A 17,110-nucleotide genomic window follows, 5' to 3' on the forward strand; every position below is an offset into this window, starting at 1 on the left:
GAGAAGAAATGGGGAACGTATTAATTATTGGAGCAAGTGGAGAGATTGGGAGTCAAATAGCACTTCAATTAGGGAAAGAAGGTTATTCTCTCATCCTTCATTATCATCAAAATTATCACTCACTCGAACAGTTGATAAAAGAGATTCCAGATCATCAGTTGTTAGACTGTATTCAAGCTGATTTGACAAATGAACAAGGCATTAACCGTTTAATTGGAAACATTGCTTATCCAATTGATGCAGTAATTTTCTCAAGTGGAATCGCATATTACGGCCTATTACAAGATACGCCGGAAAAAGTGATGGATGACATGTTATCCATTCATGTAAAAGCGCCATTAGCTATAGTGAAAAGTATCCTACCTGATATGATAAGAAGAAAATCTGGGAAAATCATTATGATTTCCTCTATTTGGGGGGAAATTGGCGCAAGTTATGAAGTGGTTTATTCGACTGTTAAAGGAGCACAAAATGCATTCGTAAAGGCTTTAGCAAAGGAAGTTGGACCAAGTGGAATTACAGTCAATGCAATTAGTCCGGGTTTTATCGATACAAAGATGAATCCATTATCTCAGGAAGAAAAGGCGCAATTAATGGAAGAAATTCCTCTTAATCGTCCAGGGAAGCCTGAAGATGTAGCCAATGCGGTTACTTTTTTGCTAAGTCAACAAGGTGCATATATACATGGAGAAATATTGCGTATTAGTGGTGGATGGGACTAAATATTTTCTTTCTTCCTAGCAAATCATGCATAATCAATAGAAAAAATCAAATACTATGCATGATGTATTATGAGAAGGAGGAATGAACATGTCTGTACTTGACAACTTTGACTCATGGAAGCAATTTTTAGCTAATAGATTAGAACAAGCTCAGTCACAAGGGATGTCTCAAGACACCATTTCACAAGTGGCTTATGAGGTTGGAGATTATCTTGCCAAAAGTGTTGATGCAAAAAATAGTGAGGAAGCGGTGCTTCGTGAACTATGGAATGCAGCTTCCAAAGAAGAACAGCAAGCAATCGCCAATTCCATGGTAAAATTAGTCCAAAATCAAGCTAATCAATAAGTGAACAACTGCTATAAAAGAAGCTACGTATCATTCGTAGCTTCTTTTATATTCAAAAATATAAATCTTTAAGGATAATTTGAATTAATAGCTTTAAACAATAGTCAAAATCATATATTATAAAGGTATAGGTACTTTGGGGTTAATTTGGGAAATGGAGAGTTTTGAGTGGCAAAAACAGAATGGTATTTAGAATATGAAATTCAAATTAATCGCCCTGGTTTATTAGGGGAGATATCTTCTTTGCTAGGGATGCTTTCGATTTTTATTGTAACCATTAACGGTGTCGAAAACGGTCGAAGAGGTATGTTGCTGCTTGCTGATAATAACGAACAGATTACTCGTTTACGACTAATCTTACAAACGATGGACACGATTCAAGTGACCAAGCTACGTAAATCAAAATTACGTGATCGTTTAGCAGTGAGACATGGCAAATACATACATCGGGATGCAGATGACCGTAAGACGGTTCGTTTTGTTCGTGATGAACTTGGAATCTTAGTTGATTTTATGGCTGAATTATATAAACAAGAAGGTCATAAATTAATTGGGATTAGAGGAATGCCTCGAGTTGGGAAAACGGAGTCCATTGTTGCTGCTAGTGTATGTGCAAATAAACGATGGTTATTCGTATCCAGTACGCTGATTAAACAAACAGTACGTAATGAACTAATAGCTGGAGAATATAGTAGTGATAATATTTATATTATTGATGGTATTGTTTCACACCGAAAGGCAAGTGAAAAGCATTGGCAATTAATCCGTGAAATAATGCAGCTTCCGGCAATTAAAGTAGTGGAGCATCCGGATATATTTGTACAATCTACAGAGTATAATATTGATGATTTTGATTACATTATAGAACTACGGAGTGACGAGGATGAGGAAATTACATATGAAGTAGTGGAAAATACGCAATTTAATCAGGATAATGGTTTTTCAATGTTCGATTATTAAATGGATGGTGTTAATATGGGAATAGGTGCGAGATTAAAAGAAGCAAGAATTGCAAATGACATTTCATTTGAAGAGCTTCAGGATACAACAAAAATACAGAAAAGATATCTTGTTGCAATAGAAGAAGAAAATTTCTCTGTTTTACCAGGAAAGTTTTATGCAAAGGCATTTATTAAGGAATATGCAATTGCGGTTGGACTAGATCCCAATGAACTGATGGAGGAATATAAGGAAGATATTCCTTCCCCTGAGGAGGATACTACCACGCAATACACAAGGATTCAACGGTCGAGAAAGGATAATATGCCAACGAAAAGTAGTGCTATATTCTCATTTATTCCTACTTTAACTGTTGTTATATTAGTCATTGGTATTCTCTTTTTAGCTTGGTGGTTTACAACGAAGAATGATGCAAAAGATGAAGAGGCACCAATCGAACAAAATGAAGGTGAGTTTTACCGGTCCGAAAATAGTAATCCGAATACCGGTAATGTAGATGAGAATGGTGAAAACGAAACAGAAGAAGAGTCTAACGAGGATCCTCCTGATGCTGGTGATAATACAGAAGAAAATGAAGAAGATCCAGAGCTTAGCATAGTTGTTACTGAAGAAGGGCAAGTACCAAGACCACAATCGGAGCTTGAATTGACCAATGTTGGTGAAGAATTAATTCTAGAGTTTATTGCTACCCAAGATGTATGGCTTGATGTAGATAATGCAGATGGACAAAAATTCTATGGAGCAATTGTAACAGCTAATGAACCGGTTGAATTGGATTTAACTGGTGAAACACGTATCTTATTGAACATTGGTAATACACCAGGTTTAACTGTTAAAATAAATGGTGTTGAGTTAGAATATCCTGTTGATCCAACATTAAGAGGAGCAGACCATCAACGTTTATGGTTAAACGTAGTTGAATCAAATGAATAGGATAAAAACCCTTCTAGTAGCAATATGCTAAAAGAGGGGTTTTGTCCCTTTATTATGAAGGAGTATGAAAGATGAATATACCAAATCGAATTACCCTATCTAGAATTTTATTAATTCCTATTTTTATTCTGTTACTGATCCTTCCCTTAAATTGGGGAGAGTGGTCTATTGGTGATAATACTTTACCAGTATCCCATTTTATCGCTGCTTTACTTTTCATTATTGCTTCTGCAACGGACTGGATTGATGGTCATTATGCTAGAAAACATAATCTTGTTACCAATTTAGGGAAATTTCTAGATCCTTTAGCAGATAAATTATTAGTTTCTGCCGCTTTAATCTTATTAGTTGAAATTGGAGCGGCACCTGCATGGGTAGTGATTATTATTATTAGTAGAGAGTTCGCTGTAACAGGACTTCGATTAGTTGCTGCTGGTGAAGGGATTGTCCTTGCGGCAGGGAAAATGGGGAAATTAAAAACCGCTACGCAAATGATTGCTATAGCAGCACTTTTATTACATAATTTCCCATTCTCTTTTGTTGGTTTTCCTTTTGCTACAATCATGCTTTATGTGGCATTATTCTTTACCGTACTTTCTGGTTACGACTATTTTGCCAAAAATATTCATGTAATGAGGGATTCTAAATAATGAAGCAGATTAAAACGGAAATTATTGCTGTTGGTACAGAACTTTTGTTAGGCCAAATAGCTAATACAAACGCACAATGGATTTCGGAACAACTCGCTCTCCAAGGAATAAACGTTTATTATCATGGTGTTGTCGGAGATAATTTGACCAGAGTTAAAGATACGTTTGCTTTGGCTAACGACCGATCTGATGTAGTTATTGTTACGGGAGGGCTTGGTCCTACAGATGATGATTTAACCCGAGAAGCATTTCAATTAATGAGCGGTTTAACAATGGTAGAACATCCTGCTTCCATGGAGAAGATAGAGGCTGTTTTTGCTAAACAGAATAGTCAAATGACCCCAAATAACCGTAAACAAGCAAGGGTATTTAAGGATTCTCTAGTTTTTCATAATCCAGTTGGAATGGCACCAGGTATGCTCGTTCACTACAATGATACGATTTGGATTTTCTTGCCAGGTGTTCCTCGTGAGATGAAAGCTATTATGGTAGATGAGGTTTTACCCATTTTAAGAAAAGAATTGAATCTAACGGAAATCATTAAATCGTATGTTCTAAGATTTATAGGAATTGGAGAATCGAAACTTGAACATGAACTAAAAGAGTTAATGGAGCAGCAACAAAACCCAACCATTGCACCATTAGCACAAAGTAATGGCATTGTACTACGATTAACAGCTAAAGCAGCCAGTGAAGATGAAGCTATCGTTATGTTGGAAGAAACAAAGGCAAACGTTTTAGCTAAGGTTCATCCATTCTATGTCGGAATGAATGATGAAACGATTGAACAATCTATTATCAATAATTTAAAAGAGCTAAAACTAACCCTTGCCTCAGCAGAAAGTCTAACCGGTGGGAAGTTTATCGAGAAAATCATCTCCGTACCTGGTGCCTCAGAAGTCTGCAAAGGTTCGATTGTTTGCTATGACGAATCGGTAAAGCGAGATGTATTAGGGGTTTCAGAGGAAATTCTTACATCTTATGGTACGGTTAGTAGAGAATGTGCATTGGAAATGTCTAAGAATGTAGCTCAAAAGCTACATTCTAGTATTGGCATTAGTTTTACCGGGATTGCTGGTCCAGATGTTGTCGAAGGGAAACCAGTGGGGACGGTTTATGTTTCTGTGTTTGTTCAAGATAAAGTTCACCTTGTCGAGAAATTTGAATTGATAGGGGATAGAGCTAGTATACGCCATCGTGCTGTTATGAAAGGTTTTGAACTTTTATTTAATCTATTAAAACAGAATTTATTCGATTAATATTTCAAGAAAAATCGATTATAGGTCTATGGAAATGCCTGTAATCGATTTTTAAAAGGAAAATACCTTAAAAAAAGGGGAACATTTATTCGTTTTTTGCTTGGCAAAATGATAAAAACAATGTATGATAGATATAGTTAATTTAAGGAGGTAGTTTCGTTGAGTGATAGAAAACAGGCCTTAGACATGGCTTTAAAGCAAATAGAAAAGCAGTTCGGTAAAGGTTCCGTTATGAAATTAGGAGAACAAGCAGGTCAGAAACTAGCGACCACCTCTAGTGGCTCCCTAGCATTGGATATAGCACTAGGTATAGGTGGATATCCGAAAGGAAGAATTATTGAAATTTATGGACCAGAATCTTCTGGTAAGACAACCGTCGCATTACATGCGATTGCTGAGGCACAAAAAGAAGGTGGACAAGCTGCATTTATTGATGCGGAGCATGCACTTGATCCAACATATGCAAGAGCACTAGGTGTTAATATAGATGAATTATTACTATCTCAACCGGATACAGGTGAGCAAGCACTAGAAATAGCGGAAGCATTAGTGCGTAGTGGAGCAGTAGATATTCTAGTAGTGGACTCAGTAGCTGCATTAGTTCCGAAAGCAGAAATTGAGGGAGAAATGGGAGATTCCCATATGGGACTACAAGCTAGACTGATGTCACAAGCTTTAAGAAAACTTTCTGGTGCGATCAATAAGTCGAAAACCACTGCCATTTTCATTAACCAAGTCCGTGAGAAAATCGGTGTTATGTTTGGTAATCCAGAAACTACTCCTGGTGGACGTGCCTTGAAATTCTATTCATCTGTTAGATTAGAAGTGCGCCGTGCGGAAACATTGAAACAAGGTAATGATATGATTGGTAATAGAGCGAAAATAAAAGTAGTTAAAAACAAAGTAGCACCACCATTTAAAACAGCAGAAGTCGATATTATGTATGGTGAGGGTATTTCCATAGAAGGTGAAATACTTGATATCGGTTCCGATTTAGATGTTGTTCAGAAAAGTGGGGCTTGGTATGCTTACCAAGGTGAAAGGTTAGGGCAAGGTAGAGAGAATGCTAAAGTATTCTTAAAGGAAAATCAAGATATTATGGATGAAATTCATCAGGCTATTCGTGATCACTATCAACTAGATGGTGAAGTGGAACGTGAAGAAGGCGAGCCAGAACAAGAAACACTTGATGTTTAAGCAATTTGTTGACTGAAATTGTAAAAGGGTCTTTCACCTTTAACATATATGCTATTCTTTAATGCGTATTATGTTGGGTGAATAGACCTTTTTTTGTATACTAATTAATGGAAAACATATTCATTTTATTTTTGTCGATTCCTTGACATTATTTTTCTGGACAGATAAAATTAAATTGTATAATTTTATATTTTTATTATACGATTTTAAATTATTCATTGAATATGGTACATGCCGACAATTTAAATGAATGAACCGAAACAATTTTATAGCAAGAGGAGGTGAAAACGTGGAAGATTTAAATCTACTCATCTCCATTTTGCTTGCCTTATTATTCCTTATAGTCGGTTTGTTTGTTGGTTATCTGATTCGTAAATCTATAGCAGAAGCTAAAATTTCCAGTGCGGAAAATTTAGCAAAGCAAATAGTTGAAGAAGCACATCGAAATGCAGATGCCGCTAAAAAAGAGGCGCTTCTTGAGGCGAAGGATGAGAATCATAAACTTCGTCAGCAGACAGAGCAAGAATTACGTGAACGTCGTTCTGAAGTACAAAAGCAAGAAAATCGCCTGATGCAAAGAGAAGAAAATCTGGATAGAAAAAGTGAAACATTGGATAAGCGTGAGTTGATGCTTGAAAAACGTGAACAATCGCTTACAGAAAAACAACAACAAATTGAAGAAATGGAAAGCAAAGTGGAAGCAATGTTACATGAGCAGCAAACGGAGCTTGAGCGCATTTCTGGATATACTACTGATCAGGCAAGAAGCATCATTTTAGAGCGACTTGAAAAGGAATTAGCACATGAATCAGCAATTATGGTTAAAGAATCTGAGAATCGTGCCAAAGAAGAAGCAGATAAGAAAGCAAAAAGCATCTTATCTTTAGCATTACAACGCTGTGCTGCAGACCACGTTGCTGAGACTACTGTATCTGTTGTGAATCTTCCTAATGATGAAATGAAAGGTCGTATTATTGGTCGTGAAGGTCGAAACATTCGTACATTAGAAACGTTAACAGGAATCGATTTAATCATTGATGATACACCAGAAGCAGTCATTCTATCTGGTTTTGACCCGATTCGTAGAGAAACTGCTCGTATAGCGTTAGAAAAACTCGTACAAGACGGTAGAATTCACCCAGCGAGAATTGAAGAAATGGTGGATAAAGCTCGTCGTGAAGTGGATGAGTATATACGGGAAGTTGGGGAAGAAACAACATTTGAGGTTGGTGTACATGGTCTACATCCTGATCTAATTAAAATTCTCGGTCGCCTAAAATATCGTACAAGCTATGGTCAAAACGTATTGAAACATTCAACAGAAGTTGCATATTTATCAGGTTTACTTGCTGCTGAATTAGGTGAAGATGTAAGATTGGCAAGAAGAGCTGGATTACTTCATGATATTGGGAAAGCAATTGATCATGAAGTGGAAGGAAGCCACGTTGAAATTGGTAAAGAGCTTGCAACGAAATACAAAGAACACGAAGTTGTAATCAATGCGATTGCTTCTCACCATGGTGATGAAGAACCTACTTCTATCATTTCAGTACTAGTAGCAGCTGCTGATGCTTTATCTGCTGCACGACCAGGTGCTAGAAGTGAAACATTGGAAAATTATATTAAACGTCTAGAGAAGTTAGAAGAAATTTCTGAGTCGTTCGCAGGTGTTGAAAAATCATTTGCCATCCAAGCCGGAAGAGAGATTCGAATCATGGTGAAGCCGGATGAAATAGATGATATAGATTCTGCACGTATTGCAAGAGATATTCGTAAACGTATTGAAAGTGAGCTTGATTATCCAGGTCATATTAAAGTGACTGTAATTCGTGAAACGAGAGCAGTAGAATATGCTAAATAACAGGTAACGAAGTAAGTGGGGGATAATAGCCCCCACTTTTTATATGTCCTTTTTTTCATTGGATTACTTTGACATTAGGTAAAGGATATGAAAAACTAATAACATATTGAAATGATAAGGATGATTAATAAGATGAAGATTTTATTTATTGGAGATGTTTTTGGGTCTCCTGGAAGAGATATGGTACAAGAATATTTACCTAGATTAAAAGACAAATATAAACCGCATGCTATTATTATAAATGGAGAAAACGCTGCTTCAGGCAAGGGAATTACCGAGAAAATTTATAAACAATTTATGGGACTTGGTGCACAAGTGATTACAATGGGGAATCATACTTGGGATAAGAAGGACATCTTTGAATTTATAGATGATGCGAAGAATTTAATTAGACCTGCTAATTTTCCAGAAGGAACCCCAGGAAAGGGGTTAACCTTTATCAACATAAATGGAATTGAAATAGCAGTTATGAACTTACAAGGGCGCACATTTTTACCAGCAATAGACGATCCATTTACAAAAGCAGATGAATTAATTGCGGATGCTAAGAAGAGAACTAATCTAATCTTTTTAGACTTTCATGCCGAAGCTACTAGTGAAAAACAAGCGATGGGTTGGTATGTGGATGGCCGTGTAAGTGCAGTAGTTGGTACGCATACACATACACAAACAGCAGATAATCGCATTTTACCAGGTGGTACGGCATATATTACAGATGTAGGGATGACTGGACCTTATGATGGGATATTAGGAGTTGAACGGGAGGCGGTACTGAAAAGGTTTTTAACCAGTTTACCTGTTCGATTTGAACCAGATACCAATGGGCGGAATCAATTAAATGGGGTCTTAGTATCTATTAATGAGGAAAGCGGAAAAGCAACTAAAATTGAGAGAATCATGATTAATGAAGATCATCCTTTCTTTTCATAGGTCTTCAAGTAGTGGGGATATTTGAATTTTTCGAATTGTTGATGCATAATAAGGTTATAAGCTAACGGTTAAGAGAATATAGTAGCAGTAGGAACTATAATAGGAAATGAAGGAGGTACTAGTATTGGAAATATTAAAGGTCTCAGCTAAATCAAACCCAAATTCAGTAGCGGGAGCACTTGCGAATGTATTACGCGAACGTGGCACAGCAGAAATTCAAGCTATAGGCGCTGGAGCACTTAACCAGGCCGTCAAAGCAGTTGCAATCGCTAGAGGATTTGTGGCCCCTAGTGGAGTGGATTTAATTTGCATTCCTGCCTTTACAGACATTATGATCGACAACGAGGAAAGAACAGCAATTAAATTAATTGTTGAACCAAGATAGCCTACTGAATACATAGTGTTACGCTAATATGCGTAGCACTTTTATTTTTGCTCGGGGAATAATATTGACCAAGTATTTTATCCCGTTGTAAGAAAGTAGCTAGTTAAATATGAGCAGTCTACTGTAGGCCATCGGTAGCTACTTCCGGTTTATATTGAGCACCAGCCTCCACTATTACAAGTGAAGAATAGATTAAAATTAATTGTGTCGTTTTCTCACAATTATTGTTAAATTCATGGAAAGGCTTTATACTGTAATAATGAGTAATGATACATATTTTTTCCTGACCATTAGAAAGGAGATCGTCTGATGAATGAAAAACAACGACTAGAACAAGCACAAATAAATCCAGTTCAATCTACTGAATTTAATTCAGAGCAAGATAATATGGAACGTTTAAAGAAAATGTCTAGTGATGATTTAATTGCCAAATATTTTCAAACTAGTTATCAACCACCTGATTTAAAGAAAGCTAGAAAGCGTCGTAGAGAAGAAGTACAATTTCATTATGACTTTAGTATTCCAGAAGATATGCAGGAAATCGGAAAAGGGAAGAAGTTTCTCATCCGTACATATGGTTGTCAAATGAATGAACATGATACGGAAGTCATGGCAGGTATTCTTACAGAAATGGGATATGAGTCTACCACAGAAACAAGTGAAGCAGATCTCATCTTACTCAATACCTGTGCTATACGTGAAAACGCGGAGAATAAGGTATTTGGTGAAATTGGACACTTAAAGCCACTAAAAGTTGAGAAGCCGGACCTAATCCTAGGTGTTTGTGGTTGTATGTCTCAAGAAGAATCTGTCGTTGATCGTATCATGAAGAAACATCAGCATATTGACTTAGTATTCGGTACACATAATATCCATCGTTTACCACATTTATTAAAAGAAGCAATGTTTGGAAAGGCCCAAGTGGTTGAAGTATGGTCTAAAGAAGGGGACATTATTGAAAACCTTCCAAAGGTCCGAAATGGGAAGATTAAAGCATGGGTAAATATTATGTATGGCTGTGATAAATTCTGTACTTACTGTATAGTTCCAATGACAAGAGGTAAGGAAAGAAGCCGTAGACCAGAAGATATTATACAGGAAATCCGTCAATTAGCTGCTCAAGGGTATCAAGAGATTACGTTGCTTGGCCAAAATGTTAATGCTTATGGTAAGGATTTTGAGGATATCGAGTATCGATTCGGTGATTTAATGGATGATATCCATAAAATTGATATACCACGTGTTCGTTTTACAACATCCCATCCTAGAGACTTTGATGATCACCTGATTGAAGTTCTAGCAAAAGGTGGAAACTTACTTGACCACATTCACCTACCAGTACAATCTGGTAGTAATGAAGTTTTAAAACGAATGAATCGTAAATATACACGTGAAGATTACCTTGAGTTAGTTCGCAAAATCCGTGAAGCTATTCCGAATGTAACATTAACAACAGATATTATAGTAGGATTCCCGAATGAAACGGAAGAACAATTTGAGGAAACGATGTCACTTGTAGAAGAAGTAGGGTTCGAGGCTGCGTATACGTTTATCTACTCTCCTCGTGAAGGTACACCTGCAGCTAAAAAGAAAGATGATGTGCCAGAAGAAGTGAAGAAGAAACGTCTTTATCGTTTAAATGAACTTGTCAACAAGCAATCTGCTGCTTCCATGAAGTCGTATGAGAATAAAGTTGTCAAAGTACTGGTAGAAGGCGAAAGTAAAAAAGATCCTGATGTTCTGGCTGGATATACAGAGAAGAACAAACTAGTTAACTTCAAAGGACCAAAGTCTGCAATTGGTAAAATTGTAGAGGTAAAAATAACTGAAGCAAAGACATGGTCATTGAACGGTGTTATGGTTGAAAATACAGTAGAGGTGAAATAAATGGCTGAATATACTCGTACACAAATATTAGAAGAAGCAAAAAAATTAGCCGATATGCTTGCTAATACAGAAGAAATTGATCGGTTTAAGCAAGTGGAAGCAAAGATCAATGAAAATAAAAAGGTCCAAAAATTGATCCAAAAAATTAAGACGTTACAGAAGCAAGCAGTTAACTTCCAAGCCTATGAAAAAAGAGAGGCGCTAAAACGTATAGAGGAAGAGATAGATCGTCTACAAGCAGAAATTGACGAAATTCCAATTGTACAGGAATTTAAAGAAACTCAAATCGTTGTCAATGACGTATTGCAGCTCGTGTCTAAAACGATCGCACGCGAAGTAACGAATAAAGTAATTGAATCAACTGGTGGAGATCCATTATCAGGGAAAACAGCTACAGGAGAAAAAAATAGTGTAGGTTGTGACCATTAAGAGGTCGGTTTTAAAGAAATAAGCATGTAAATCGTAAAGAATAATGGAAGTGGCTGGGATACAAGAGTATTTATTTTTAAGTCTTTTAGTTTATTTTCAGCCACTTTTTCACATTACCAATACTTTGTAAAATCGCACTAAAAAGGAAATCATGATTAAGTAGTTGAAAAAACATAATAGTGACCATCTATATAACTTGGAAATAATGAGAATTAAAGAGCCTGCTATAAAGGCTCTTTTGCTTTCCCATTCTAAACCCTAAAAGACCTGCTGTGAAACGGTTATCGCCTATTTTACGAAATTCCTTTTCACTCTTTCTTCATTCATTATGCACTTTAGGTATTTGTCTTGCATAAAATGACTATGAAAAAAGAGGAGGTTTACGTCATTATGAGTTTTCTAGATAAAGACTACCGAGAAATAATTACAAAAGCGGTTATCGGTAAGGGTAAAAAATTCACACAGGCAACTCATTCCGTTTCGCCATCACATAGACCTACAAGTATCCTTGGATGCTGGGTAATAAATCATCTATATAATGCAAAGAAAAAATCAGAGGATACCATTGAAGTTAACGGAAGCTATGAGATTAATATTTGGTATTCCTATAATGATAATACAAAAACGGAGGTAGTTACAGAGCGAGTAACATACTGTGACTATATTCCTCTAGGTGTTTTAGATGAGAATTGCATTAACGATGATTATGATGTGATTTGTAAAGTATTACAACAACCTAATTGCTTGGAGTGCAGAATTTCAAACCAAGGAAATAAAATTCTTGTAGATATTGAAAGAGAATTTTTGGTTCAAGTGCTAGGCGAAACAAAAGTATTTGTTAAGGTAAAACCTAAAGCTCACAAACATCAAGATGAAGAGGAAAGCTGGGATTACGCACTTACCGAAGATGAATTGAGTGATTTAAATCCAGACTTTCTAGAAAGTAGTTCAAGTAGTAGAAGTAAAGATTAATCAACTTACGGGGATGTTCCTCGTAAGTTTTTTTTTGGTAAATTGAGCTATAAGTCCTTCTTTTCATTTTATGCTATAATAATAGAATAATATGTAGGCTTTTGGAGGATTTTGTAATGGCAAAATATACACCGATGATGGAACAATATTTAAAGATAAAAGCAGAATATAAAGATGCATTTCTATTTTTCCGCTTAGGCGATTTTTACGAAATGTTTTTTGATGATGCGATTCAGGCATCTAGAGAATTAGAAATCACGTTAACGAAACGTGATGCAGGAAAAGAAGATCCTATTCCAATGTGTGGCGTACCATACCATGCTGCGGAAAACTATATAAAGAATCTAGTTGAAAAAGGGTATAAAGTAGCCATTTGTGAGCAGGTGGAGGATCCCAAGACGGCCAAAGGTGTTGTGAAACGTGAAGTGGTACAACTGATCACACCAGGTACTGTAATGGAAAGTGCCATGTTAAATGAACGGAACAATAATTATATCGCCAGTTTATCCCATTTTCATGATGGATCATTTGTTATTGTATACTGTGATCTTTCCACTGGTGAGAGCCGCATTGCCCAGATTGCTTCTGGTTTTGACCGTGTCATTCATGAGTTTTATAATCAACCGATTAAAGAGATTGTTATTTCTTCTGAACTCCCTGAGGAATTACAAAAGCAATTAACAGATCGGTTACACGTAACATTATCCTATCAGGATGAGGTTACATTCAATGGAGAGTATCGTGACATTTGTGAGAATCTAAACGACGAAAGATTAGTGAAAGCTTTTAGTAGGATATTAAATTACGTCCAACATACACAAAAAAGGTCACTAGATCATCTAAAGCAGGCAGAAGTACTAGAGCTTGATCACTTCCTTTCTTTGGACATGTATTCGAAACGAAATCTGGAACTGACGGAAACAATACTTCGAAAAGGAAGACACGGTAGTCTATTGTGGGTGTTAGATAAGACAGTCACTGCAATGGGTTCGCGTATGTTAAAAAAATGGCTAGAACGTCCACTACTAGACCGCATACAGATAGAGAAACGCTTAGAAGCGGTAGAAGGATTTTATCAGTCATTTATGGAGAGAGATGCACTTCGAGATAGTTTGAAATCTGTATATGATTTAGAGCGATTAGCTGGAAGGATTGCATTTGGTAATGTGAATGCAAGAGATCTTATACAATTAAAAAAGTCGTTAAAACGGATTCCGGAGATAAAAGGACTACTTTCAACCATTGACAATAAGGAAATTAGAGGTTTAGCAACACTGCTAGAATATCCAGAGGACTTAGTTAACTTGCTAGAACAAAGTATCATGGAAGATCCACCTATTTCCATTAAAGAAGGGTCCATTATCAAGAATGGTTACAACGAGCAGCTCGACACCTATCGAGATGCATCTAGAAATGGAAAGAAATGGATTGCAGAACTTGAGCAAAAAGAAAAGCAAGAAACTAATATTAAATCATTAAAGATTGGGTATAATCGGGTGTTTGGTTATTATATTGAAGTAACGAAGGCTAACTTACACCTGTTACCTGAAGGAAAATATGAGCGAAAGCAAACGTTAACGAATGCAGAAAGATTTATCACCCCTGAATTAAAAGAAAAAGAGCAGTTGATTTTAGAAGCAGAAGAAAAAAGTGTTGAATTAGAATACACATTATTTACAGAAATACGGGAGCAAATTAAAGCGCAAATTCCTAGAATTCAATTTTTGGCAGATGTTGTAAGTAAAATTGATGTTTTACAAGCTTTTGCGACAGTCAGTGAAGTAAATAATTATCATCGTCCTACGTTTTCGGAAAATAAGCTTCAAGTGAAAAATGGTAGACATCCTGTGATTGAACAGGTGATGAATGATGGAACATTTGTCCCGAATGACATCGTGTTAGATGATGAGAAAAGTATTCTATTAATCACAGGTCCGAATATGTCTGGTAAAAGCACGTATATGAGACAGCTAGCATTAATCGCTATTATGGGGCAAATTGGTTGTTTCGTACCATGTGATGAAGCGGAGCTGATGATTTTTGACCAAATCTTTACTCGGATTGGTGCTGCCGATGACCTTGTATCCGGACAAAGTACTTTCATGGTCGAAATGTTGGAGGCCAATCATGCCATTGAGCATGCAACAGATCGGAGTCTAATCCTGTTAGATGAAATTGGACGAGGCACTAGTACGTATGATGGTATGGCTCTTGCCCAAGCCATTGTAGAATATATACATGATCATATTCATGCCAAGACTTTATTTTCTACCCATTATCATGAACTAACGGCACTAGAAGAAAATCTACCTAGATTACGTAATATTCATGTTCGTGCGGAAGAATATGAGGGAAATGTCGTCTTTTTACACCAAATAAAAGAAGGGGCAGCAGACAAAAGCTATGGAATTCATGTAGCTAAACTTGCAAACCTACCAGATAAATTAATCGGACGGGCGAGTGTTATTTTAGAGCAATTGGAAAATCATGAAGTGAAGGAGAATATCCAGGAGTCCAATCAGCTTTCCTTATTTGAGGAGGAAGTAAAACCAGTGAAGGAGAAGATTACACCTCCTCTGGAAGATAGGAAACTAGTAGATGCAATAAATCAAATCGATTTATTTGATATGACTCCGTTAGAGGCCATGAACGAATTACATCGCTTGCAAAAATTAGTGAAACAAAACATGATATCAAAGTAGTAATTAATAGAAAGGGTTCTTTCTAATGAAAATATTTCAAATGCCAGATTCTCTAGCGAATAAAATAGCAGCAGGAGAGGTTGTGGAAAGACCCGCCTCTGTTGTCAAAGAATTAGTTGAAAATAGTATTGATGCTGGTAGTACCTGGGTGAAAATAGAATTACATGAAGCAGGCTTAGAGCAAATTAAAATTACAGACGATGGTGAAGGGATGGTTGAAGAGGATGTGGAACGGGCGTTTCTTCGCCATGCAACTAGTAAAATAAGAAATGAATCCGACTTATTCCATGTTCATACGCTTGGATTTCGTGGGGAGGCGTTAGCGAGTATCGCGTCTGTAAGTAGATTAACGATTAGAACTTCTCAAGGGGATGCTGCTGGAACGTACTTATCCCTTGAAGGTGGCATCGTAACGGAGCGGGGGAAAAGTGATGCTAGAAAAGGTACTGAGATAACAGTGTCAGACCTATTCTATAATACACCTGCACGTTTAAAATATATGAAGACTATTCACACGGAGCTTGGTCATATTACAGATCTATTAAATAGGCTAGCATTATCCCATCCAGAAGTTCGGTTTGAGGCAACACATAACGGGAAATCTTTATTTAAAACGCCTGGTACTGGAGATTTACTACAAGTTATCGCGCAAATATATGGAATGGGTGTCGCGAGGAAGATGTTACCTATTAAAGGCGAGACTTTAGATTTCAAGATTAGTGGGTTTATAGCTAAGCCAGAAATCACTCGTGCATCACGAAATTACATTTCTATTCTATTAAATGGTCGTTATATTAAAAGTATACCGTTAAATCAAGCGATAATTCGTGGATACCATACGCTGCTACCTATAGGGCGGTCGCCGATTGCAGTTCTAGCAATCGAAATGGATCCTTATTTAGTTGATGTTAATGTCCATCCAACAAAATTGGAGGCCCGTTTTAGTAAAGATAAAGAATTGTTTACACTAGTTGAGCAATTGATACAAGATACATTTAGACAAACTAGACTAATTCCAGAGATTGAACAAAAACCGGTGGTAAAGCCTAGACCATCCATTCAACATACAATGGATTTTGATCGGTCTGCTACAATTTTAAAGGAAACGATAGAACCTACGAATAAATTGGATAATTATCCAGCGTACCAACCAGAAGTAAAACAAGATATTATAGTAGATCAAGATGGAAAGCACCATCATGTTCAAGAAAAAGAAGAACGATTTGGTTCTGAGCCGGAAGAAGTAATTACACCGACTCCTGTAGTACAAGAAGAAGGCATTCCTTCTGAAGACCGAGTTCCAACCATGTATCCAATTGGCCAACTACACGGCACCTATATTCTTGCTCAAAATGAGAATGGATTTTATATGATTGATCAGCATGCTGCACAGGAACGGATTAAATATGAATTCTTTAAGAAAAAGTTAGGAAAAACGACCAATGAGGTTCAAGAATTGCTAATTCCATTAACATTCGAGTTTTCGAAGCAGGAGTCTATCTTTATCGACCATTACCGGGATGAATTAGAAAGTGTTGGGCTATTCTTCGAAGATTTTGGTAATCAAACGTATATTATTCGATCCTATCCAAACTGGTTTCCAAAGGGATTTGAAGAAGAAGTCATTCGTGAAATGATAGATCAAATTATGCATGATGAACGAATTAATGTTGAGTCGATACGGGAAGAGGCGGCCATTTTAATGTCATGCAAACGTTCCATCAAAGCGAATCATCACTTAAACCATGATGACATGTTTCGCTTGCTGGAAGATTTAAGAAAAACGACTGATCCATTTACATGCCCACATGGTCGGCCGATCATTATTCATTTTTCTACGTATGAGTTAGAAAAAATGTTTAAACGTGTGATGTAAT

Annotated in this window: 15 protein-coding genes; all 15 read left to right on the forward strand. The window is 36.7% G+C overall.

Annotated elements, in window-relative coordinates:
• Positions 1-8 precede the first annotated feature (8 nt).
• The gene (ymfI, locus tag ACSKT4_RS02300; protein WP_186868736.1) at positions 9-722 is read left to right on the forward strand and encodes an elongation factor P 5-aminopentanone reductase; all 714 of its coding nucleotides are present in this window, start codon (positions 9-11) and stop codon (positions 720-722) included.
• Between the two features lie 88 nt (positions 723-810).
• The gene (locus ACSKT4_RS02305) at positions 811-1,068 is read left to right on the forward strand and encodes a DUF3243 domain-containing protein (RefSeq protein WP_186868737.1); all 258 of its coding nucleotides are present in this window, start codon (positions 811-813) and stop codon (positions 1,066-1,068) included.
• 168 nt (positions 1,069-1,236) lie between these two features.
• Positions 1,237-2,028 carry a DUF3388 domain-containing protein gene (locus ACSKT4_RS02310; RefSeq protein ID WP_186868738.1) on the forward strand — a complete coding sequence of 264 codons (792 nt, stop codon included), beginning with the start codon at positions 1,237-1,239 and terminating at the stop codon, positions 2,026-2,028.
• Complete coding sequence (locus tag ACSKT4_RS02315; protein ID WP_186868739.1) at positions 2,029-2,961, forward strand: helix-turn-helix domain-containing protein; 933 nt, start codon at positions 2,029-2,031, stop codon at positions 2,959-2,961.
• Between the two features lie 71 nt (positions 2,962-3,032).
• Positions 3,033-3,611 (forward strand): CDP-diacylglycerol--glycerol-3-phosphate 3-phosphatidyltransferase, encoded by a 579-nt coding sequence (gene pgsA, locus ACSKT4_RS02320; protein WP_186868740.1) that lies wholly within the window; start codon positions 3,033-3,035, stop codon positions 3,609-3,611.
• A complete protein-coding gene (locus ACSKT4_RS02325; RefSeq protein WP_465822757.1) occupies positions 3,611-4,870 on the forward strand; it encodes a competence/damage-inducible protein A in 1,260 nt (419 codons plus the stop codon). Before pgsA ends, ACSKT4_RS02325 begins: the two co-directional genes overlap by 1 nt.
• A 159-nt stretch (positions 4,871-5,029) precedes the next feature.
• The gene (recA, locus tag ACSKT4_RS02330; protein ID WP_186868742.1) at positions 5,030-6,067 is read left to right on the forward strand and encodes a recombinase RecA; all 1,038 of its coding nucleotides are present in this window, start codon (positions 5,030-5,032) and stop codon (positions 6,065-6,067) included.
• Positions 6,068-6,317: 250 nt separating this feature from the next.
• Positions 6,318-7,928 carry a ribonuclease Y gene (gene rny, locus ACSKT4_RS02335; protein WP_186868743.1) on the forward strand — a complete coding sequence of 537 codons (1,611 nt, stop codon included), beginning with the start codon at positions 6,318-6,320 and terminating at the stop codon, positions 7,926-7,928.
• Between the two features lie 132 nt (positions 7,929-8,060).
• Positions 8,061-8,858, forward strand: coding sequence for a TIGR00282 family metallophosphoesterase (locus ACSKT4_RS02340; protein ID WP_186868744.1), 798 nt, complete (start codon positions 8,061-8,063; stop codon positions 8,856-8,858).
• A 124-nt stretch (positions 8,859-8,982) separates the two neighbouring features.
• The gene (gene spoVS, locus ACSKT4_RS02345; RefSeq protein WP_010093295.1) at positions 8,983-9,243 is read left to right on the forward strand and encodes a stage V sporulation protein SpoVS; all 261 of its coding nucleotides are present in this window, start codon (positions 8,983-8,985) and stop codon (positions 9,241-9,243) included.
• Between the two features lie 309 nt (positions 9,244-9,552).
• A complete protein-coding gene (miaB, locus tag ACSKT4_RS02350; protein ID WP_186868745.1) occupies positions 9,553-11,130 on the forward strand; it encodes a tRNA (N6-isopentenyl adenosine(37)-C2)-methylthiotransferase MiaB in 1,578 nt (525 codons plus the stop codon).
• Positions 11,131-11,559 (forward strand): YlbF/YmcA family competence regulator, encoded by a 429-nt coding sequence (locus tag ACSKT4_RS02355; RefSeq protein ID WP_211741469.1) that lies wholly within the window; start codon positions 11,131-11,133, stop codon positions 11,557-11,559.
• Positions 11,560-11,949: 390 nt separating this feature from the next.
• A complete protein-coding gene (gene cotE / locus ACSKT4_RS02360) occupies positions 11,950-12,531 on the forward strand; it encodes an outer spore coat protein CotE (protein WP_186868747.1) in 582 nt (193 codons plus the stop codon).
• Between the two features lie 116 nt (positions 12,532-12,647).
• Positions 12,648-15,233 (forward strand): DNA mismatch repair protein MutS, encoded by a 2,586-nt coding sequence (gene mutS / locus ACSKT4_RS02365; protein WP_186868748.1) that lies wholly within the window; start codon positions 12,648-12,650, stop codon positions 15,231-15,233.
• A gap of 25 nt (positions 15,234-15,258) precedes the next feature.
• Positions 15,259-17,109 carry a DNA mismatch repair endonuclease MutL gene (gene mutL / locus ACSKT4_RS02370; protein WP_211741468.1) on the forward strand — a complete coding sequence of 617 codons (1,851 nt, stop codon included), beginning with the start codon at positions 15,259-15,261 and terminating at the stop codon, positions 17,107-17,109.
• Position 17,110: the final 1 nt, after the last annotated feature.

The organism is Ornithinibacillus liuyingii (assembly GCF_055550225.1).